17 protein-coding genes and 2 pseudogenes are annotated in these 20338 nt (G+C 71.8%); 11 read left to right on the top strand and 8 right to left on the bottom strand.

What is annotated here, in order from left to right; translation table 11 throughout:
* The 3 genes and pseudogenes from IG62_RS46710 to IG62_RS0131815 form a co-directional block, all read left to right on the top strand.
* Positions 1-89: pseudogene (locus tag IG62_RS46710) on the top strand (IS5/IS1182 family transposase); the annotation flags it as partial.
* Positions 90-404: 315 nt separating this feature from the next.
* Positions 405-1232: an enoyl-CoA hydratase family protein gene (locus IG62_RS0131820; protein WP_030811271.1), complete on the top strand. Its 828-nt coding sequence runs from the start codon at positions 405-407 to the stop codon at positions 1230-1232.
* The gene (locus IG62_RS0131815) at positions 1217-3634 is read left to right on the top strand and encodes an oxidoreductase (protein WP_037839788.1); all 2418 of its coding nucleotides are present in this window, start codon (positions 1217-1219) and stop codon (positions 3632-3634) included. The genes IG62_RS0131820 and IG62_RS0131815 overlap by 16 nt, the downstream gene beginning before the upstream one ends.
* Before the next feature lie 49 nt (positions 3635-3683).
* On the opposite strand, the gene IG62_RS0131810 is transcribed toward IG62_RS0131815, so the two are convergent.
* The 3 genes from IG62_RS0131810 to IG62_RS0131800 all read right to left on the bottom strand — a co-directional run bounded on the left by IG62_RS0131810 (position 3684) and on the right by IG62_RS0131800 (position 6501).
* Positions 3684-4667 carry a ScbA/BarX family gamma-butyrolactone biosynthesis protein gene (locus IG62_RS0131810; RefSeq protein ID WP_030811264.1) on the bottom strand — a complete coding sequence of 328 codons (984 nt, stop codon included), beginning with the start codon at positions 4665-4667 and terminating at the stop codon, positions 3684-3686.
* A gap of 129 nt (positions 4668-4796) precedes the next feature.
* Positions 4797-5414 carry a ScbR family autoregulator-binding transcription factor gene (locus IG62_RS0131805; RefSeq protein WP_030811261.1) on the bottom strand — a complete coding sequence of 206 codons (618 nt, stop codon included), beginning with the start codon at positions 5412-5414 and terminating at the stop codon, positions 4797-4799.
* Between the two features lie 442 nt (positions 5415-5856).
* Complete coding sequence (locus tag IG62_RS0131800; protein ID WP_030811258.1) at positions 5857-6501, bottom strand: TetR/AcrR family transcriptional regulator; 645 nt, start codon at positions 6499-6501, stop codon at positions 5857-5859.
* 484 nt (positions 6502-6985) lie between these two features.
* Here IG62_RS0131800 and IG62_RS42545 point away from each other — a divergent pair, with 484 nt between their 5' ends.
* Positions 6986-7735, top strand: a complete 750-nt coding sequence (locus IG62_RS42545) for an HAD family hydrolase (RefSeq protein WP_234326826.1) — start codon at positions 6986-6988, stop codon at positions 7733-7735.
* Positions 7736-7748: 13 nt separating this feature from the next.
* On the opposite strand, the gene IG62_RS0131790 is transcribed toward IG62_RS42545, so the two are convergent.
* Both IG62_RS0131790 and IG62_RS0131785 read right to left on the bottom strand, forming a co-directional pair.
* Positions 7749-8600 carry a PaaX family transcriptional regulator C-terminal domain-containing protein gene (locus tag IG62_RS0131790; RefSeq protein WP_030811252.1) on the bottom strand — a complete coding sequence of 284 codons (852 nt, stop codon included), beginning with the start codon at positions 8598-8600 and terminating at the stop codon, positions 7749-7751.
* A 4-nt stretch (positions 8601-8604) separates the two neighbouring features.
* Positions 8605-10254 carry an AMP-binding protein gene (locus IG62_RS0131785; protein WP_051798864.1) on the bottom strand — a complete coding sequence of 550 codons (1650 nt, stop codon included), beginning with the start codon at positions 10252-10254 and terminating at the stop codon, positions 8605-8607.
* A 239-nt stretch (positions 10255-10493) separates the two neighbouring features.
* Here IG62_RS0131785 and IG62_RS0131780 point away from each other — a divergent pair, with 239 nt between their 5' ends.
* Complete coding sequence (locus IG62_RS0131780; RefSeq protein WP_030811247.1) at positions 10494-11621, top strand: acyl-CoA dehydrogenase family protein; 1128 nt, start codon at positions 10494-10496, stop codon at positions 11619-11621.
* A gap of 123 nt (positions 11622-11744) precedes the next feature.
* Complete coding sequence (locus IG62_RS0131775; RefSeq protein WP_030811245.1) at positions 11745-12545, top strand: VOC family protein; 801 nt, start codon at positions 11745-11747, stop codon at positions 12543-12545.
* A 188-nt stretch (positions 12546-12733) separates the two neighbouring features.
* Here the strand turns inward: IG62_RS0131775 and IG62_RS45485 are convergent.
* Both IG62_RS45485 and IG62_RS0131765 read right to left on the bottom strand, forming a co-directional pair.
* A pseudogene (locus IG62_RS45485) lies at positions 12734-13350 on the bottom strand (response regulator).
* Complete coding sequence (locus tag IG62_RS0131765) at positions 13338-14576, bottom strand: sensor histidine kinase (protein WP_030811241.1); 1239 nt, start codon at positions 14574-14576, stop codon at positions 13338-13340. Before IG62_RS0131765 ends, IG62_RS45485 begins: the two are co-directional and overlap by 13 nt.
* A 134-nt stretch (positions 14577-14710) precedes the next feature.
* Here IG62_RS0131765 and IG62_RS49205 point away from each other — a divergent pair, with 134 nt between their 5' ends.
* The gene (locus IG62_RS49205; RefSeq protein WP_234326825.1) at positions 14711-15199 is read left to right on the top strand and encodes a hypothetical protein; all 489 of its coding nucleotides are present in this window, start codon (positions 14711-14713) and stop codon (positions 15197-15199) included.
* A gap of 191 nt (positions 15200-15390) precedes the next feature.
* A complete protein-coding gene (locus IG62_RS42535; protein WP_234326824.1) occupies positions 15391-15918 on the top strand; it encodes a class I SAM-dependent methyltransferase in 528 nt (175 codons plus the stop codon).
* Positions 15919-16171: 253 nt separating this feature from the next.
* On the opposite strand, the gene IG62_RS0131750 is transcribed toward IG62_RS42535, so the two are convergent.
* Positions 16172-17701, bottom strand: a complete 1530-nt coding sequence (locus tag IG62_RS0131750; protein ID WP_030811236.1) for a helix-turn-helix domain-containing protein — start codon at positions 17699-17701, stop codon at positions 16172-16174.
* A 237-nt stretch (positions 17702-17938) separates the two neighbouring features.
* Between IG62_RS0131750 and IG62_RS0131745 the strand changes: the two genes are divergently transcribed.
* The 3 genes from IG62_RS0131745 (at position 17939) to IG62_RS0131735 (ending at position 20228) form a co-directional block, all read left to right on the top strand.
* A complete protein-coding gene (locus IG62_RS0131745; protein WP_234326823.1) occupies positions 17939-18958 on the top strand; it encodes a DUF1648 domain-containing protein in 1020 nt (339 codons plus the stop codon).
* 1 nt (position 18959) lies between these two features.
* Positions 18960-19319, top strand: a complete 360-nt coding sequence (locus IG62_RS0131740) for a GntR family transcriptional regulator (RefSeq protein WP_030811232.1) — start codon at positions 18960-18962, stop codon at positions 19317-19319.
* 105 nt (positions 19320-19424) lie between these two features.
* Positions 19425-20228, top strand: a complete 804-nt coding sequence (locus tag IG62_RS0131735; RefSeq protein WP_030811230.1) for a nucleotidyltransferase domain-containing protein — start codon at positions 19425-19427, stop codon at positions 20226-20228.
* Positions 20229-20338: the final 110 nt, after the last annotated feature.

Genomic DNA, 20338 nt, shown 5'->3' with positions numbered 1-20338 from the left:
ACCGCCGTTATGAGCGAAAGGCCGAGCACTTCCTGGCCTTCGTCGGCATCGCCGCAGCCCTCATCAGCTACCGCCGACTCACCAACTGAAACAACCTCTTAGGGGTCATGGGAACAGATCCCCTAAGGGATGCGCGCGCCCCCTCGGGGCCGACAACGTGAAAACGGGGCGCGCAATTCCCGAAACTCGGCTCCCCGAAAGCCGTCTCCCCGAAAGTGGGCTCCCCGCGAGGGCCTCGGCGGCTCCGCGCCCCCCATCCGGTTACCGCCACGACAGCCACGACAGCCACGACAGCACATATCGCATATCGCGCCCTCATGACGACAGTCACAGAACAGTGATAGCTTCGAAGGGCATCCGGAAGAGCACCACCGGCCGACCCGCCGAAGGGGGCAGGCAGTCCGATGAGTCCGTTCGCAGGATCCGCCCGTAGTACAGAGGCCTGGCAGCACATCCGTGTGACCAGGGAGGACGGGGTCGCCACGGTCACCCTGGCGCGACCGGAGAAGCTCAATGCGCTGACCTTCGAGGCGTACGCCGATCTCCGTGATCTGCTCGCCGAGCTGTCCCGGGAGCGCTCCGTACGCGCCCTCGTGCTGGCGGGGGAGGGGCGCGGGTTCTGCTCGGGGGGTGACGTCGAGGAGATCATCGGGGCCACCCTGGGCATGGACACCGGCCAGCTGCTGGACTTCAACCGGATGACCGGGCAGGTCGTGCGGGCCGTGCGGGAGGCACCGTTCCCGGTGATCGCGGCGGTGCACGGCGTCGCGGCCGGTGCCGGTGCGGTGCTCGCGCTGGCCGCGGACTTCCGGGTCGCCGATCCCTCGGCCCGCTTCGCGTTCCTCTTCACCCGGGTCGGACTGTCCGGTGGCGACATGGGCGCGGCCTATCTGTTGCCGCGGGTCATCGGGCTCGGACACGCCACCCGGCTGCTGATGCTCGGCGACGCGGTCCGGGCGCCGGAGGCCGAACGACTCGGTCTGATCAGCGAGTTGGCCGATGAGGGACGGGCCGACGAGGCGGCCGCGGCGCTCGCCCGGCGGCTCGCCGAAGGGCCCGCGCTGGCGCACGCACAGACCAAGGCGTTGCTCACCGCGGAACTCGACATGCCGCTGGCCGCCGCGGTCGAGATGGACGCCGCCACCCAGGCACTGCTGATGAACAGCGCCGACTACGCGGAATTCCATGCCGCGTTCACCGAGAAGCGGACGCCCAAGTGGCAGGGGAAATAGCCGTGCGGGTCGCGGTCATCGGTGGCGGGCCGGGCGGGCTGTACGCCGCGGCGCTCCTCAAACGGCTCGACCCCACCCGCGAGATCACCGTATTCGAGCGCAACGCCCCCGACGACACCTTCGGCTTCGGTGTCGTCCTCTCCGACGAGACGCTCGGCGGCATCGAGCACGCCGACCCGGAGGTCTACCGCGCGCTCCAGGCGGAGTTCGTCCGCTGGGACGACATCGACATCGTGCACCGCGGCCGCACCCTCACCTCCGGCGGGCACGGCTTCGCAGCCCTCGGCCGGCGCCGGCTGCTGGCCGTACTGCACCGGCGCTGCCGCGGCCTCGGCGTGGAGCTGCGCTTCCGCACCGAGGCGCCGCCCGCCGCCGTACTGGCCCGGGAGTACGACCTGGTCATCGCCGCCGACGGCGTACACAGCGCGACCCGCACCGCGCACGCCGACGTCTTCCGGCCGCAGCTGACCACCCACTGCTGCCGCTACATCTGGCTCGCCGCGGACTTCGCGTTCGACGCCTTCCGCTTCGAGATCGCCGAGACCGAGCACGGCGTTGTCCAGCTCCATGCCTATCCCTACGCCGCTCCTGCTCCCGCACCTGTTTCCGCCGACGGCGGCCTCGCCTCGCCCCACGCCCGTTCCGCCGCCGCCCCCGACGCCGGCCCCCCTCCGCCCTCCGCCCGCACTTCGGCGGAGCCCGCCGGTCCTGGATCCGCCTCCGGTGCCAGCACCGTCATCGTGGAGATGCGGGAGGAGGTCTGGCGGGCCGCCGGGCTGGACCGGGCCGATGAGCGCGCGTCGGTGGAGTGGTGCGGCAAGGTCTTCAACGACGCCTTGCGCGGCCGGGCCCTGCGGTCCAACAACTCCAGCTGGATCGCCTTCCGCACCGTCGTCAACGAACGCTGGTCGCACGGCAATACCGTGCTGCTCGGCGATGCCGCGCACACCGCGCACTTCTCCATCGGCTCCGGCACCAAACTCGCCGTCGAGGACGCGCTGGCCCTGGCCGCCTGCCTCGAAGAGCAGCCCGACATCCCCGCCGCCCTCGCCGCCTACGAGGCGGAGCGCCGGCCCGTCGTCGCCTCCACCCAGCGGGCCGCGCGCGCCAGCCTGGCGTGGTTCGAGGAGCTCGCCGGGTATGTCGACCAGCCGCCGCGCCAGTTCGCCTTCAACCTGCTCACCCGCAGCCGCCGCGTCACCCACGACAACCTTCGGCTGCGCGACCCCGGATTCGTCGCCGCTGTCGAGGACGAGGCGGGCATCCCGGCCGGCACACCGCCGATGTTCACGCCCTTCCGGCTGCGCGGACTCACCCTGCGCAACCGCGTGGTCGTGTCACCGATGGACATGTACTCCTCCGAGGACGGCGTCCCCGGCGACTTCCACCTCGTACACCTCGGCGCCCGCGCCCTCGGCGGGGCCGGACTCGTGATGACCGAGATGGTGTGCGTCAGCGAACAGGGCCGGATCACACCGGGCTGCGCCGGTCTCTACACGGACGAACAGGCGGCGGCCTGGCGCCGCGTCACCGACTTCGTGCACACCCGGGCGCCCGGTACCGCGCTCGGCGTGCAGCTCGGCCACTCCGGCCGCAAGGGCTCCACCAAGCTGATGTGGGACGGCATCGACGAACCGCTCGACACCGGCAACTGGCCGCTCGTCGCCGCATCCCCCCTCCCCTACAAGCCCGGCAGCCAGCGCCCTCACGAGCTGACCACCGGCGAACTCACCGATCTGCGGCGGGAGTTCACCGACGCCGCACGGCGCGCCGCCGACTGCGGCTTCGACCTCCTCGAACTGCACTGCGCCCACGGCTATCTGCTGTCCGGATTCCTCTCCCCGCTGACCAATCAACGCACCGACGCCTACGGAGGTTCCCTGGCCGGCCGGCTCCGCTTCCCGCTCGACGTCTTCGACGCGGTGCGCGAGGTGTGGCCGGACGACCGGCCGATGACCGTCCGGATCTCCGCCACCGACTGGGCCGACGGCGGCACCACCGCCGAGGACGCGGTGGCCATGGCGGGCGCGTTCGCCGAGCACGGCGCCGACGCCATCGACGTCTCCACCGGGCAGGTCGTCTCCGACGAGCGCCCCGACTTCGGACGCTCGTACCAGACGCCGTTCGCCGACCGGATCCGCAACGCGCTCGGCGTGCCGGTCATCGCGGTCGGCGCGATCTCCTCCTGGGACGACGTGAACTCCCTCGTCCTCGCCGGGCGCACCGACCTGTGCGCACTGGCCCGACCGCACCTCTACGACCCGCACTGGACGCTGCACGCCGCCGCCGAGCAGGGCTACACCGGCCCTGGCGCCCCCTGGCCGCTGCCCTACCAGGCGGGCAGCCGCACCCCGCCCACCGGGCGCACCGACGCACCGAAGCCCCGCCTCACGCTGCGGTGACGGGGGAGGCACGGGCAGCGCGGGCGGGGCCGCTCGGGGAGCCGGTCCGTCAGGGCACCGGCACGCCGGTGATCCGCGCGGCGACCACCGGTTTTCCGTGCTGTTCCACGCCGACCTCGACCCGTCGCGCGCCGCCGGCGGTGACCGGGTCCGGGGTGCGCGCCCGCACCCAACTCGGCGCGTCCAGCTCGGCGTACCGCTCGAAGGAGCACTCCAGCGAGACCGGCAGCATCGGCACCCCGGGCGTCAGCGCCTGGGCGGCCTGCCGGGCGGCCTCCACCATCAGCATGCCGGGGGCGTGGTCGACGGGATGGCCGAAGAGCACCGGATGGGAGGTGTCGACCCGCAGCTGCCAGCGGTCCGGGAGGTCGGTGGGGGAGAGCACCACATCGCGTTCGTGGTCCCGGGCGACCAGCTGCGGGCTGACCGGCTCCGGCACCGGCAGCCGGCGGGAGGTGGCGAACGCCAGGTCGCCGTATCTGCCGCGCAGTCGGCGGTGGGCCGTCGGGCTGTGACAGGAGTAGATCAGCCGGGCATGGGCCAAGTGGGCGCCGTCGCACCGGATGCGGACCTCCTGACGGGCGCTGATCAGGCGCTTCCCGCGGCGTACCACGTCATGGTCGGTGATCCGCAGCTCCACCTCGGCCGGTTCGTCGGCGGTGCGCAGCGCCTGCGGGGCGAGGTCGTAGCGGACGTGCTGCCAGACGATGGGGTGGTCGAGCGGCACCCGGTGCGCCACATGGCTCAGTAGTATCCCCGCCTGCCGCACGGTCTCGATCAACAGCAGTGGATCGTGCAGCCCGGCGATCGGTTCGTAGAACGTGTGGGCCCGCGGCCACTGGGCGCTGACCACCCAGCTGTCGCCGGGACCGGGCTGCCAGTTGGTGAGGAACACCTCGGACACGGTGGTGCGGTGTCCGTACTCGCGGAGGCCGGGCGAGGGTGACGAGGCCGGGCGGTTTCCTCCCGCCGACGGAGTCGCCCTGTGGTGGTGGTCGCGCGAGGAGGAGGGCATCAGGGTGGCGCTGGCCATAGGCGTCCCTTTCTGCGGTGCGGCTCTCAGCGCCCTCACGGGCGAACGATCGACGACAGCCCCGAGGTAACTAAGATACGGACCATGTGGTTTGTTTGCCAGAGGCCACATGCCGGAGTGCAGCGCGGATCAGATGGGGACGTGGGTCCTGCGGCCGTGCGGATCGAGACGGCTCAACGGGCCGGGCGCGGCCAGCCCCGGCAGGGTGTGCTTCCACAACGCGGTGACCCGCTCGGGGAGGTCCGCGCGATTGGTCGCGGCCCGCGAGAACAACTGCACGCCCATGTAGGCGGCGACGAAGAACTCGGCCGCCCGTTCGGGTACCACGCCCGGCAGTAATTCCCCGTTGTCCCGGGCCTCGCGGAACATCGTCGTGATGATGTCCGTCCACACCTGATACGGCATCAGCGGTTCCTCGCTGAAGGTCGTTTCCACCGCGATACGGGTGCCGGCCTGCAGCATCGGGTCGCTGCGCAGCGCCAGGGCCACCTGGTGCGTGAAGTCGATGGCGTCCTGGAGGCGGGACGCGCTGACCTGTGGGAGGAACGGTTCGGCCTGCTCCGTGATGACGGCACGAGCGAGTGCGTCCTTGGAGGTGAAGTGGAAGTACACCGCCCCTTTGGTGACGCCGGCGCGCTGGATGATCTCGGCCATGGTGGCCGCCTGGTATCCGCGATGTCCTATAACATGAGCCGCTGCTTCGAGGACCGTGCGTCGGGTACGCAGTGCGCGTTCCTGCTTGACCACAGATCATCCTCCGCATGCTCTCTTGGAGTTGTCGGCCGTCGACCGCTGCTCGTGGCCGCGCAGTCTATTTGCGCCATGGTAAAGAAGCCAACCATGCGGTATTGAATCCGCGCGTCGTCGCCCGTCCCCAAGGCCGGTCTGCGGCAGGTGACTTCATCGGGAGCGGGGCCGGCCTCGCCGGCGCAATCACGGCGGCACGCGGGTATCGGCGGCGGTGCGCCGTCCGGCGCATGCGGCCACCGTCCTTACGCGTGGCGGGAGTTCGCCGCCTCCGGGCCGGTGCGGAGGTGGCCGATGGCGCCGGACGGCATCGATGTGCCGGCATCGGCGCGGTGTTCGTGGAGTGGCGACGGGGGCGCACGGTGACGCCGGTGCGTTGGCGTTCGCCGGAGAGAGGAAGACGGGCCGCGGGTGCGGCCCGGTACGGCGCGGCGGCTCGGGATCAGCCGGCCGCGGGCAGTTGTGCCGGTGCGGGAACACCGGCGGCCGGCACCCGGTCCGGGGCCTCCGGCAGCAGCGCCCACAGCCCGGCGACGGCCTCCTCGTCCCACCAGGTGCCGTCCTCGCCGCCCAGGTGCAGCAGCCCCACCACGACCGAGGTCAGCAGCTGGGCGGTGCGCCGTGGTTCGGCGTCCGGCGCGTCCGCCGCGGCCGGTCCGCCGGGGGTGCCGGTGCCGCAGGTGACGGCCTTGTCGAGGAAGAGCGCGTACCAGCGCTGTTCCAGGGCGTAGATGCCGAGGCCCGGTGCGGTCTCGGGACGCAGCCGCAGTCCGGCGCGCAGCACCGCGTCGGTCCGCACCCGGCCGAACAGCTCGACGGCGAAGTCCCGTACGGCGTGCGGCAGCGGCTCCGGGGAGCGGGTGAAGGCGTCCTCGATCTCCTGGAGGGTGGCGAGTGCGGAGTCCCGTACCGCGAGGGTCAGGTCGTCCTTGGACGTGAAGTGGAAGTAGAGGGCGCCCTTGCTCAGGCGGGCCCGCCGGCTGATCTCGACCATACCCGCGGCCGGGACCCCCTTCTCCAGGAAGGTCTCGGCGGCCGAGCGGATGAGTGCCTGGCGGCTCTGGATGGCGCGATGCTGGGTGGGCACGGTGTCCGTCCCGTCTCTAGTACGGCTGCGAGCTGATTGCAGTCTACATAGAAAACCAACCATGCGGTTCGATATGCTTCAGGGGTTTGGCCGGAACTCGCGTCCCCTGACGGGAAGTCGACGGTTCGCCACCCCTCCGGGGGCATCGGCGGCCCCTGTGAAGCGTGTGTCCCCAGTCTGAACGCTGGAAAGGGTGTTGTCGACCCGTCAGGGAGTGACCAAGGCACATTGACAAACAGCGCAGGCGGTTTTTAAATCTCCGAAGGCGGTAAACGGGACGTTCCCTTCCGTTGCAGCCGCCCCGTCGGTCGCGTGCCGCCCCAGGACAGCGGTGCGCCATGGCGAGACCGCCTCAGCCGTTACGAGTCGTCGACCGCGGGCCGCCCCACAAGCAGAGCCAGCAACGTCACCCGAACCCGCACCCCCACCGGAACCCGAAAGGTCTCCAGCCATGCGCGTAGCAACGGAAGTCCGCGAACGTCCCGTGAGAGGCGCACGGGGTACCGGAGTCGACACGCTCCGGGCCGCCGTCTTCGACCTGGACGGCACTCTCGCCAACACTCTGCCCGCCATCAGCAAACTGTTGGTCAAGGTGGCTTCGGAGCAGGGCTGCTCGGTGACCGCGCGGCAGGCAGCGGCGGCCATCGGCAAGCCGCCCGGCACGGCCTTCGGCCGGCTGCTGGGCCGTCCGGAGGACGACAGCCGGGTGCAGGCCGCCATCAACCGCTACCGCGAACTGTTCTCCTACGAAGTGCTCTGCCAGGGACCGCAGCTGCTCTTCCCGGGCGTGAGCGCGGGGCTGTCCGCACTGCGCGCCCACGGCGTCGAGCTGGCGGTCGCCACGTCCAAGCCCACCCGCAGCGCCGAGGCGCTGCTCGACGTCATGGGCATCCGCGACCTGGTCGGGCCGGTCATCGGCCAGGACATGGTCCGGCGCGGCAAGCCGCACCCGGAGATGGTGCTGCGGGCGGCCGGCCGACTGGGGGTCGCGGCCTGGCAGACCGCCTACGTGGGGGACACCGTGGGGGACATGAGGATGGCGGTCACCGCGCGGATGGAGCCGGTCGCGGTGACGTACGGGGTCGGCACGTTCGGCGAGTTGGCCGCGGTCGCCGGTACGCGCATGTGCAGTTCGTTCAAGGACGTGGTGTCGGTGATCGCCGCCGCCCGGCCGCGCCCCGCCATGGCCGCCGGAGCCGCGGGCGCCGCGCGGGCCGTACAGCGCCGCCGCTGACGCATCGCGGCGGTCACGGCCCGGCCGTCACCTCACGCACGTAACGGGCGCCCGCCGCCCGCAAGGTGTCGTGCAGCCGGCCGAAGACCTCCGCAGCGCGGCCGCCCGGCCAGTCCTCCGGCAGGAGGGGAGAGGGCAGTCCGGGATCCGCGTACGGCAGACGGCGCCAGGCGTCCAGGGCCAGCAGATAGTCGTGGTAGGCCGCCTCGCCCGGCACCGTGCGCCGCCGTGACCACCGGCGCAGCACCGGCTCCTGCTCCGCCAGGAAGGCGCGGTGCTGCGCGGCGATGGCGTCCAGGTCCCACCACCGCGCCACCGACGAGGCCGTCGGCGCGAAACCCGCATGCGTACCGGTGAACAGCTCGACGTAGGGGGCGAGTTCGAGCCGCTCCAGGGTGTGCCGGGTCTCCTCGTAGAGGTGTGCGGGGGCGATCCACACACCCGGGGCGGCGGTACCGAAGCCCAGCCGGGCCAGCCGTGAGCGCAGCAGGTGCCGTTTGTGCCGCTCCTCCTCGGGGACGGAGAAGACGGCCAGCACCCAGCCGTCGGAAAGCCGCGCGGCCGGCCGGCCGAAGATCCGCCGGTCACCGTCGTCCAGCAGCTGGCGGCCCGCGTCCGACAGCCCGTAACCGGCCGCCCCGGTGACGGTGCGCCCGGGGACGAGCAGGCCGCGCCGCTTGAGGCGGGAGACCGCGGAACGCACCGACGGCGGATCGACACCCAGCACGCCGAGCAGCCGGATCAGCGCGGCGACCGGCACCGGCCCGGCCGCCTGGTCCGCCGGGCCGGGCTCGTCGCGCCCGTACGCACCGTAGAAGGTGACGATCAGGGACCGTGGGGTGCGCTGTGTCTGCTGGTCGGTCACCGGATCACTGTAGATCGGCGGCCGGGTGCGGCCCGCGGGACGGGTCGGCCGCCCCGTGCGGCGCGCGCAGCCGGAAGCGCTGGAGCTTGCCGGTCGGGGTGCGCGGCAGTGCGGTGTGGAAGACGATCTCGCGCGGGCATTTGTACGGGGCGATGCGGGACTTGGTGAAGGCACGCAGCGCGGCGACGGTGTCCGGGCCGCGGGGCACGCCGGCCCGCAGGACGACGTGGGCGACCACCACCTGCCCGCGCTCCTCGTCCGGTCGCCCGACGACCGCGGCCTCGGTCACGTCGGGGTGGTGCAGCAGTGCGTCCTCCACTTCGGGGCCGGCGATGTTGTACCCGGCCGAGATGATCATGTCGTCCGCGCGGGCCACATAGCGGAAGTAGCCGTCCGGCTCACGGACATAGGTGTCGCCGGTGAGGTTCCAGCCGTCCCGCACGTACTCGGTCTGCCGCGGGTCCGCGAGGTAGCGGCAGCCCGTCGGTCCGCGGACCGCAAGCAGCCCGGGCTCGCCGTCCGGCACCGGCTTGCCGTCCGCGCCCACCACCCGCGCCTCGAAGCCCGGCACCGGCAGGCCCGTCGTGCCGGGCCGGATCGCCTCGTCGGCGGCCGCGATGAAGATGTGCAGCAGTTCCGTGGCGCCGATCCCGTTGATGATCCGCAGACCGGTCGCCTCGTACCAGGACTGCCAGGTGGCGGCGGGCAGGTTCTCCCCGGCCGACACGCAGCGGCGCAGTGAGGAGACATCGTGCCCGGCGAGCCGGGGCAGCATCGCGCGGTAGGCGGTCGGCGCGGTGAACAGCACCGAGATCCGGTGCCGGGCGATGTCGCCGAGCAGCCGCTCGGGGCCGCCCCAGTCGGCGAGCAGGGCCGAGGCGCCGGCCCGCAGCGGGAAGATCACCAGGCCGCCGAGGCCGAAGGTGAAGCCCAGCGGGGGGCTGCCGGCGAACACGTCGTCCGGGGTGGGCCGCAGCACCTGCGCGGAGAAGGTGTCGGCGACGGCGAGCACGTCCCGGTGGAAGTGCAGACAGCCCTTGGGGCGGCCGGTGGTGCCGGAGGTGAAGGCGATCAGCGCGACGTCGTCGGCCGCGGTCGGCACCGCCGGGTACGGGGCGCCGCCGGGCCGGGCCAGGTGTCGCAGATCGCCCGGTCCGTCGCCGCCGTACGTCGTGATGCGCAGCCCGGGGACGCCGGCCCTGGCGAGGTCGTCGACCGCCTCGGCCGCGCACAGGGCGTGCCGTACCTGTGCCAGTCCGCAGATCGTGGCGAGTTCGTCCGGGCGCTGGGAGGCCAGGACCGTCACCGCGACCGCGCCGGCCTTCATCACGGCGAGCCAGCAGGCGGCCAGCCAGGGGGTGGTGGGGCCGCGGAGCAGGACGCGGTTGCCGGGGCGGACGCCCAGCGGACCGGTGAGCGCGTGCGCGATCGCGTCCACCCGGTCGCGCAGTTCCCCGTACGTCCAGACCCGGCCGGCCGCGTCGCGCAGCGCGGGCCGGCCGGCGCCGTACCGGGCGAGGGAGCCGTCCAGCAACTCGGCGCCGCAGTTCAGCCGGTCGGGATAGCCCAGGTCGGTCAGGTGCGGCCACTGCTCGCGAGGTGGCAGCCGGTCGCGCGCGAAGGTGTCGGTGTGGGCCGAGGACCGTGGCTCCATGGCGGTGCGCCCCCTAGGACGGCCGGGTGGCCGGCTCGGTCGGCTGCTCGTCCCTCCGGCCGGGACCGGCCGACGAGCCGTCGAGACTGCTCCAGAACTGTCTGTTGTCCAGGGACTGTCCGTCGCTCAAGGGCTGTCCCTCGCCCCGGGGGCTGCCGTTCGGATCCGTCGCCAGCGTAACGTGTTCGTGACGGTAGTCAACAGACCGCGATAGAGGACCGCTACCAGGGAGCCGCCTCGTGACTGTATTCGCGCTGGGACCGGACGAGCAGGAATGGTGTGCCGCGTTGCGCGCCATGACGGCCGAACGGCTGAGCCCGCTCGCCGAGAAGGGCACCGAGGGCCGGGTCAACCGCCCCCTGGTCGCCGCCCTCGGCGAACTCGGCCTGCTGCGCCGCCTGTTCCCGGACGACGGGCCGCCGCGCGCCCTGGACCTGTGCCTGCTGCGGGAATCCCTCGCCCAGGAGTGCACGGAGGCGGAGACCGCCCTCGCGCTCCAAGGGCTGGGGACCTGTCCGGTCGTCCAGTCGGGGACCGAGGCGCAGCGCGCCCGCTGGGTGCCCGAGGTCGTCGCCGGCCGCGCGGTCGCCGCCTTCGCGCTGAGCGAGCCGGACGCCGGCTCGGACGCCGCCGCGCTGTCGCTGGCCGCCGAGCCGGACGGGCCGGGCCGCTGGCGGCTGACCGGCGAGAAGTGCTGGATCTCCAACGCGCCCGAGGCGGACTTCGCCACCGTCTTCGCCCGCACCGGCGGCGCGCCGGGCTCCCGCGGCGTCACCGCCTTCCTGGTGCCCGCCGACCGGCCCGGCCTGACCGGCGCGCACCTGGACCTGCTCAGCCCGCACCCCATCGGCACGCTGGTCTTCGACGGCACACCGGTGACCGGCGAGGACGTGCTGGGCGAGGTGGACGGCGGCTTCGCCGTCGCGATGCGCACGCTGAACCTCTTCCGGCCGAGCGTGGGCGCCTTCGCGGTCGGTATGGCGCAGGCCGCGCTGGACGCCGCGGTGGCGCACGCCGGCGCGCGCACCGCTTTCGGCGGACCACTGAAGGACCTGCAGTCCGTCGGCCACCAGCTCGCCGAAATGGCCACCCGCACCGAGGCGGCCCGCCTCCTGGTCTACGCGGCGGCCACCGCGTACGACACCGGGGCCCGCGACATCGCCCGCCGCTCGGCGATGGCCAAGCTGCTGGCCACCGAGACCGCGCAGTACGTGGTCGACGCCGCCGTCCAGATCCACGGCGCCCGCGCACTGCGCCGCGGCCACCTCCTGGAGCACCTCTACCGCGAGGTCCGGGCTCCCCGCATCTACGAGGGCGCCACGGAGGTGCAGCGCTCGATCATCGCGAAGGAGCTCTACCGCGCCTGAGTGTCGACGGCGGGCCGGCGCCGGGCACGGCCCGCCGACCGGCGGTCACCCACCGTTCCGACGGGCGATTGTCAGTGCCGAATGTCAGGCTGAATCCAGAGAGGATCCGCGAAGGGAATCGCCATGATCACTACTGACTTCGTCCCCGGCTCCCCGTGCTGGCTCGATCTGGGTGCGCCCGACGTCGAGGTCGCGACGGCCTTCTACCGAGCGGTGTTCGGCTGGCGGTCGGAGCCGTTCGGTGACCAGCAGGCGGGCGGATACACGCTCTTCCGGCTCGACGGGAAGGCGGTGGGCGCGGTCGGCCCGCTCACCGAGGACGGCGCCGCGTCGGCCTGGACGATCTACTTCCACACCTCCGACGCGGACGCCACGGTCAAGGCTGTGGAGCAGGCGGGCGGCTCGGTCCGTTCGCAGCCGGCCATGGTCGGCGCCGAGGACGGCCGCTTCGCGCAGCTCACGGACCCGCAGGGCGCGGACTTCGCCATCTGGCAGCCCGCGCGGTACCCGGGCTTCGAGGCCGCCGACGCCCCGGGCAGCCTGGGCTGGACGGAGCTGTACACCACCGACCCGGCCGCCGCCCAGGCCTTCTACCGGTCCGTCTTCGACTGGCACACCCAGGACATGCCGCTCCCCGCCGGAGGCGGCACCTACACCCTCCTCACCCCCGCGCACTGCGGCGACGACCGCACGCACGGCGGTCTCATGGGCGTCCCCACCGACCTCCTCGCCCCCACGGGCAAGCCCTACTGGCACCCGGTCTTCATCTCCAAGGACTGCGACGCCACCGTCGGCCTGGTGACCGGCAACGGCGGCACCCTCTCCATGGGCCCCGAAACCGCCGAGGGCGTCGGCCGCCTCGCCGTCTGCACGGACTCCGCAGGCGCCGAATTCGTCATCCTCACGCCGCACGGATCGCTGTGACCCCCGGGAGCCGCCGGCACGCCCCGGCTGACGACAGCCGGTCGCGGGTGCCGCCCGAACTGCCGCAGCCGGGGCCGCGGTTCAGATGTCCCGGAACTGATGCCCCATATCGCTCACCTCGGACGTTGAGTTTGGTTGCGGCGCTGATCAGCGGGGGAGGGGTCGTCATAGGTCGTTGCCGGTCGCCCTCAGGACTCCTCGGACGGGTCGGCGTCGGCTGCGGGCAGGCCGAGTTCGGCGAGGATGTTGTTGATGTGCTTGGCCACTGCGCTGTCGCTGACGACCAGGGCCTCGGCGATCCCGGTGTGGGAGCGTCCCTCGTCATCAGGGCGAGTACCTCCCGTTCGCGTGGCGTCAGCCGATCGAGCGGGTCACTGCGGCGGCGCACGAGCAGCTGGGCGACCACCTGTGGATCCAGTGCCGTGCCCCCGGCTGCAACCCGCCGAACGGAAGCCACGAACTCCTCGACGTCGGCGACGCGTTGCTTGAGCAGGTAGCCGACGCCGCTGGTGTTGGCCGTCAGCAGGTCGGCCGCATACCGCTCCTCGACGTACTGCGAGAGCAGTACCACCGCGGTCTGCGGCCATTGCTTACGGATCACCAGCGCGGCGCGCACGCCTTCGTCGGTGAAGCCGGGTGGCATGCGGACATCGACCAGGGCCAGCCCGGGCCGGTGTTCCTCGACGGCTGCAAGCAGGGCTTCGGCGTCGCCGACTTCGGCGGTGATCTCGAAGCCGGCCACTTCCAGGACCTTGACGAGCCCGACGCGCAGCAGCAGTGAGTCCTCGGCGATCACGGCTCGCATGGCAGCTCCACGGCGATGGTGGTCGGGCCCCCGACCGGGCTGCTGATGTGGAAGGTGCCGTCGACGGAACCGACCCGTTTGGCCAGCCCGCTCAGTCCGCTGCCGGTGGAGCTGTCGGCGCCGCCGATCCCGTCGTCGGTGATGTCCACGCGCAGCATTCTCCCGATCTGTTTGACAGTGACGTCCACGCGGGTGGCGCGGGCGTGCTTGGTGACGTTGGTGAGCGCCTCGGAGACCACGAAGTAGGCGACCGACTCCACGGTGGGCGCCGCTCGCTCCTCGAGGTCGACTCGCAGCCGTACCTGGATCGGTACCCGGGCGGCCAGCCCGGACAGCGCCGCGTCCAGCCCGCGGTCTTCGAGGACGGCCGGGTGCAGGCCGCGCACCAGGTCGTTGAGTTCGGCGATGGCCTCCTTCGCCTCGCGGTGCGCCTCGTCGATCACGGTGCGGGCCTCGTCCGGCAGGTTGGTGAGGGTGGCCTTGGCCAGGCCCAGGTTGACCGCGAGGGAGACCAGGCGCTGCTGGGTGCCGTCGTGCAGGTCGCGTTCGATGCGGCGGCGTTCGGTATCGACGGCGTCGATCAGGTCGGTGCGGCTCTCGGATAGGTGCTCGACACGCTGCTGAAGCTGCTGGGAGCGGCTGGTCCCGAGCAGCGCGAGCGCGATCCGGGTCTCGGCGCGGGTCACCGGCCCGGTCAGCCAGGGTGCGGCGCACAGCAGCAGCACGCCGGCCGCGGTGTAGTACACCGCTTGGGTCGCGTAGTCGACATGGTCCAGGCGAACCTGCAGCGGCAACATCCAGGCCCACCCGTTGACGGTGACGCCAGCAAGGCCCGCGACCCACGCAGCGAGCACCCCCAACTCCACCACAGCCAGGAGCGGACCGACAAGCAGGTGGTATCCGGCCTGCCGCCAGGTCTGGGCCACGGATAGCCACCGCAGAGCGCGCCTCAGCCACCCTTGCTCGCGCGCGGCCGGCAGCCGGAGGATCTCCACTCCCAGCAGCACCCGGTAACGGCGTCGCTGCACAGCGGTGAGCGCAAGCACACCGAGCAAGATCAGCACAAACGGGAGCGGGAGCACCGGCCACGGCCCCCACTTCGCGACACTCGCCATCCAGCTCCACAACGGCACCAGCGCAAGGTGCAGCGGAATCCCAGCCGCCAAGAAACCGGTGTCCCGCCGGACCCGAACAACTCTGCGCCGCAGCGCCCGGGGAATCGTCATGGCTCGACGGTAAAACGCCAGGTGAGAGCTATGCCATGCCCCGTGCATCCGGATCGATGGTGAAGCTGGCACCACCCTGAGAACGGCACCCGGCATTACTGACTGTGATCGCTGTGCGGCTCAGGCTGAAGGGCATGCAGGAAATCATCGAACTGTTCCCGGAGCCGGACGCCGAGCGCGGCATACGCAGGCCGCACGGCCCGCGCACGGGATCGCTCCCCAGCCCGCAGCGCCGTCGTCCGGACCGCCTTCCAGGCCGACGGCGGGGTCTTGTCCTGGCCGGCTGCGGGGTGGCGCTGCTGCCGTGGCTCGTCGTGTTGGCCACCAGCCTGCCGACCACCTTCCGTGCCTCGCACTGGTCCGCCGCCTGGGTGGGTCTGGACGCGCTGGAGGCGATCGGCCTGATCACCACAGGTCTGCTGGCCACCCACGGGGATCGGCGACTGGGACCGGCCGCCGCCGCGACGGCCGCCCTGCTCACCGTCGACGCCTGGTTCGACACGATGACCGCGGCCAGCGGGAGCGAACTGCGCGCGGCGCTGGTCATGGCGTTGTTCGCAGAACTTCCGCTCGCAGCGGTATGCGTCCGCCTGGCGGTTCGAGCGCTGCCCCGCACCCCATGAAACCCGCCACACCGACCCGGGCTGCAACCACGGATACCACAGAACTGGAGAACACCATGGGCTCTGCTGTCCTGACCGCACCGCGCCTGCGCTGGGCCTGCGCCCTCAGTGCCGCTGCCGCCGCAGGCGCCTGGTGGTTCGGCGACAAGGCGCCGTAACCCTACGCCCAACGCAGCCTGCTGGACCTGCCGTTGCCGTTCCTCACATCCGCCCGGCTCGACGCGGTGCTCACCCCGAGCCCGGGCGAGCGGATCCTGGAAGTGGGGCCCGGCACCGGACTGCAGTCGCTGCACATCGCACCGCAACTCGGGCCCCACGGGCAGCTCGACATCCTCGACATCCAACCCAAGATGCTCCGCCACGTGATGCACCGCGCGGGGCAGCGTGCAGTACCCAACATCGTGCCCACCCATGCGGATGCCCGCGAGCTGCCCTTCGACGACGACACCTTCGACGCCATGTATCTGGTGACCGCACTGGGCGAGATCCCGGAACCACAACGGGTGCTCGATGAGGCAGTACGGGTGCTCACCACCGCAGGACGGCTGGTCGTAGGCGAGTTCTTCGACCGGCACTGGATCCCCTTCGGCCCTCTGCACCGTCTCGCCGACGCGTCCGGCCTGCATCTGAGCACCAGGAGCGGCTCGACCCTCGCCTATCTGGCACGGTTTCAACCCTGCGCCCCATCGCAGCGCTCACTTCGAGGACCTGAGAGCTGATCGGTAGCCCAGCCCAGGTGTTCCGCCTCGGCGGAATCATCCCGTGCCCGGTAGCGGCAGCCGATGCGAACCCACAGCCAGTACAGCACCGCGATGGCGACAGCCGCGCCGGTTAAGCCCACGCCGAGACCCACATGCGCTCATCACTCTGCTGCCGTGGTCATCGCTTCAAGTATCCCGGTAGGGTCCCCGACCAGCTGCGTCAGGTGGTCAGGGAACGGAGAGCGAAAAGGGCCCCTGACCTGCGGATGCGTCAGATGTCCCGGAAGATCTCGATCTGTGCCCCGATCGAGTTGAGGCGGGCCGCCAGGTCCTCGTAACCGCGGTTGATGACATAGACGTTGCGCAGGACGGAGGTGCCCTCGGCGGCCATCATGGCGAGGAGGACGACGACGGCGGGGCGCAGGGCCGGGGGGCACATCATTTCCGCGGAGCGCCAGCGGGTCGGGCCGTCGACCAGGACCCGGTGCGGGTCGAGCAGTTTGACCTGGGCGCCGAGGCGGTTGAGGTCCGTGAGGTAGATCGCGCGGTTGTCGTAGACCCAGTCGTGGATCAGGGTCTGGCCCTGGGCGCTGCCCGCGATCGCCGCGAAGAAGGGGACGTTGTCGATGTTCAGGCCCGGGAAGGGCATCGGGTGGATCTTGTCCAGCGGGGCCTGGAGCTTGGAAGGGCGGACGGTCAGGTCGATCAGCCGGGTGCGGCCGTTGTCGGCGGCGTACTCCGTGCTGCGTTCGTGGTCCAGGCCCATCTCCTCCAGGACCGCGAGCTCGATCTCCAGGAACTCCACCGGCACCCGGCGGATGGTCAGTTCCGACTCGGTGACGACCGCGGCGGCCAGCAGGCTCATCGCCTCGACCGGGTCCTCGGAGGGGGCGTAGTCCACATCGCGCTCGATGTGCGCGGTGCCGTGCACGGTGAGGGTGGTGGTGCCGATGCCGTCGACCCGGACGCCCAACTCTTCCAGGAAGAAGCAGAGGTCCTGGACCATGTAGTTGGAGGAGGCGTTGCGGATGACCGTGACGCCGTCGTGCCGGGCCGCCGCCAGCAGGGCGTTCTCGGTGACGGTGTCCCCGCGCTCGGTCAGTACGATCGCGCGCTTGGGGGTGACGCTGCGGTCGACCTCGCCGAGGTACGTGCCGTCGGTCGCGGTGATCTCCAGCCCGAAGTGCCGCAGCGCCGTCATGTGCGGGGTGACGGTCCGGGTGCCGAGGTCGCAGCCGCCCGCGTACGGCAGTTTGAAGCGGTCCATGCGGTGCAGCAGCGGACCGAGGAACATGATGACGCTGCGGGTGCGGCGGGCCGCCTCCAAGTCCATGGAGTCGAGGTCGAGTTCCGCGGGCGGCACGATCTCCAGGTCGTTGCCGTCGTTGATCCAGCGGGTGCGTACGCCGATGCTGCCGAGCACTTCGAGGATGCGGTAGACCTCCTCGATGCGGGCCACCCGGCGCAGAGTTGTGCGTCCGGCGTTCAGCAGAGTGGCACAGAGCAGCGCCACGCAGGCGTTCTTGCTCGTCTTCACGTCGATGCTGCCGGACAGTCGACGGCCACCGACCACCCGCAGATGCATCGGGCCGGCATAGCCGAGCGAGACGATCTCGCTGTCCAGCGCCTCGCCGATGCGAGCGATCATCTCAAGGCTGATGTTCTGGTTCCCGCGTTCGATGCGATTCACCGCACTCTGGCTTGTGCCGAGCGCCTCCGCGAGCTGCGTCTGCGTCCAGCCACGGTGTTGCCGGGCGTCACGGATGAGCTTGCCGATGCGTACGAGGTAGTCGTCTGCCATGGGGCGACCGTATCTCAGATATGAGATGGGTACGCAATTGATGGCGGTTGAGTTGTTCTATTAGAATGCGAATAAGTGGGGGGGGGTGAGGGTGGGTCACCGTCGGTGTGTGCGCGATGTCATGGGGCGTAGGACCAACGGGGCCTATTCGGCTGGTACCCCCTATGGCGCACTAAATGCCGCGCAAAGGGTGCTTGGCGAATGAAGGGTGTGGACGGTGTGAAAGGTGTGAAAGGGATGAAGGGTGCGTCAGAGGTCGGGGGCGGGGCGCGGTCACGTTCCGGGTTGGCGTCGAGCGGTCCCTGGTGGGCCCTGATCGCCGCGTTCCCTTTCGTCGCCGTGCTCACCACCGTCGTGCTCGTGTACGCCGTCGTCACCGACCGGCTGCCCGAACCGCTCGCGACCCACTTCACCACCACCGGCGGCCGGGCCGACGGCTATGGCACCGCCCAGGACTTTCTGACGGTGGTTCTGGGGCTCCTCCTGATAAGCGGCGCCGTCTTCGGTGCCCTCCTCCAGGTGCGTGCGTTCCGCCCCGCCACCCCTTGGCTGATCGCCGGCGGTTACGCCACGGCCGCGGGGGTCGGCTATCCCGGCTGCCTCACCCTGCTCCTCAACGACGGTGTCGCCGATGCCTCGGCCGTACGGCTGCCCTTGTGGCATCTGCCCGCGATGGTGGCGGTCGCCCTGGCCGCCGGTGTGCTGGGCCGGCTGCTGGCCGGCGCCCCGCCCCGCCTGCCGCACCCGGAGTCCGGCGGGGCGCCCCGGCTCGACCTCCCGGCCGGCACGGCCGCCGGCTGGTCACGCACCATCAGCTCGCCCCTGATGGCCGTCCTCGGCGGCGTGCTGTTCTGCGCCGGGCTGGTCCTCGGCGTCCTCGTCGACTGGCCGGCGAGCCTGAGCCTGATCCTCGCGGCGGCCCTGGTCCTCCCCTTCGCCTCCGTGCGGGTGACCGTCGACCGGCGCGGCCTGACCGTCGCGCCCACCCTGCTGCCCTCGCGCCTCCGCATCCGCCGTGTCCCCCTCGACCGCATCGCGGAGGCCACCGGCCGGCCGATCGCCGCCCTGCGGGAGTACGGCGGCTGGGGCTACCGCATCCGCCCCGGCGGCAGCGGGCTCATACTGCGCTCGGGTGACGGGATCGTGGTGACGCTCACCGGCGGCCGGACGTTCGCGGTGACGGTCGACGACGCGGCCACCGCCGCTGCCCTGCTCAACACGTACGCGGACCGCGCGCGGTCGCAGCAAGGAGGCTGAGGTGCTCTTCCGGGTCGATCCCGGCTCGTCCGTCCCGCTCGGCGACCAGATCGCGGCCTCGGTCCGCGGGGCGATCGCCGACGGCAGCGTCAGCACCGGGGAGCGGCTGCCGGCCGCCCGCGAACTCGCCACGTCCCTGGGCGTGAACGTGCACACGGTCCTGCGCGGCTACCAGCGCCTCAAGGAAGAGGGCCTGATCGAACTCCGCCGCGGCCGCGGCGCGGTCGTCACCGGAACCGCCGCACCGGCCCGCGCCCGCCTCGGGGAGACCGCCGCCCGCCTGATCGCCGAGGCCCGCCAACTGGGGCTCTCGGACGAGGAGATCGTGGGGGTGGTGCGGGTGGGGCTGAACGGGCGGTGAGGGGGCGGGCGGACGGGCGGTGAGGGGTGGGCGGAACGGTGCGGAGCCGGCGCCCGCCCGTTGCGGCCCCTCCCCGCGCTGCGCCATCCGGGCCACACTGCACCCATGGAACCCACCCAGGACCGGCGCACCGACGCCCTCCTCCAGCGCTTCCGCACCGCCCTGCACACCCGACTGCCGCTCCGGGCCCTGTGGGCGCACGGGTCGCTGGGCGGCGGGGACTACCAGGAGGGCCGCAGCGACCTCGACCTGATCGCGGTGCTCGACCGTTCCCCCACCCCGGAGGAGGAACGGGACATCGGTGCGCTGCACCGCACGCTGGACGCCACCGACCCGCTCGCCCGGCATCTGCACTGCAGCTACCTGGTCGCCGATGACACCGCCGCCGACCCCGGACGCAGCCACCTCACCTGGGCCCACCGGGAGGTGCTGCACCGCCCGGTCACCCCCGTCACCCGGCGCGAACTCCACACGTTCGGCCGCGTCCTCTCCGGTGACGCCCCCGGTGCGCTGCTCCCGCCGGTGACCGATGCCGAGCTCGCCGCCCACATCCGTCACGACCTGCGGAGTTACTGGCGGCCCGCCCTGGATGACCCGGCGCGCTGGCTCCAGGACGTCTGGGTCGACCTCGGACTGCTGACCCTCGCCCGCGCCACGGTGACCCTGCGCGACGGCACCCTCATCACCAAGGCCGAGGCGCTGACCGTCCTCGGTGAACTCGGCGCCCCGGACGCCGTAGTCACCGACATCAAAAACCGGCGGTACGGCTCCCGGCCCGGCATCACGCCCGCGGACCCGGACCGCCCCGGTCCCTCGCCCTGGCACCTTCACCGCGCCGACCTCACCCGGACCTTCCTCGGCCCGGCCATCGACCGGACCGTCGCGACGTACGGGAAGGGTCGGGATTGAGGCATCAACCGCCCGAATGTCACGTGGAGTTGACGGCGTGCCGGGGCCGGACCGGCACAGCGTTCCAGGGCCGGTGAAAGCGGGCAATTGCCGTGACCTAGATTGGGCCG

Source organism: Streptomyces sp. NRRL S-337 (genome assembly GCF_000720175.1).
Taxonomy (GTDB): domain Bacteria; phylum Actinomycetota; class Actinomycetes; order Streptomycetales; family Streptomycetaceae; genus Streptomyces; species Streptomyces siderophoricus.
Note: the sequence above shows the minus strand (reverse complement) of the source record. Positions and strands in the feature narration are given on the sequence as shown.

Bases quoted from the DNA above. Each gene is read 5' to 3' on its own strand.
- IG62_RS0131820 (WP_030811271.1), top strand. From the start codon at position 405: ATGAGTCCGTTCGCAGGATCCGCCCGTAGTACAGAGGCCTGGCAGCAC.
- IG62_RS0131810 (WP_030811264.1), bottom strand. From the start codon at position 4,667: ATGGCCAGCGCCACCCTGATGCCCTCCTCCTCGCGCGACCACCACCAC.
- IG62_RS0131785 (WP_051798864.1), bottom strand. From the start codon at position 10,254: ATGGAGCCACGGTCCTCGGCCCACACCGACACCTTCGCGCGCGACCGG.
- IG62_RS0131775 (WP_030811245.1), top strand. From the start codon at position 11,745: ATGATCACTACTGACTTCGTCCCCGGCTCCCCGTGCTGGCTCGATCTG.
- IG62_RS0131765 (WP_030811241.1), bottom strand. From the start codon at position 14,576: ATGACGATTCCCCGGGCGCTGCGGCGCAGAGTTGTTCGGGTCCGGCGG.
- IG62_RS49205 (WP_234326825.1), top strand. From the start codon at position 14,711: ATGCAGGAAATCATCGAACTGTTCCCGGAGCCGGACGCCGAGCGCGGC.
- IG62_RS0131750 (WP_030811236.1), bottom strand. From the start codon at position 17,701: ATGGCAGACGACTACCTCGTACGCATCGGCAAGCTCATCCGTGACGCC.
- IG62_RS0131745 (WP_234326823.1), top strand. From the start codon at position 17,939: ATGAAGGGTGCGTCAGAGGTCGGGGGCGGGGCGCGGTCACGTTCCGGG.
- IG62_RS0131735 (WP_030811230.1), top strand. From the start codon at position 19,425: ATGGAACCCACCCAGGACCGGCGCACCGACGCCCTCCTCCAGCGCTTC.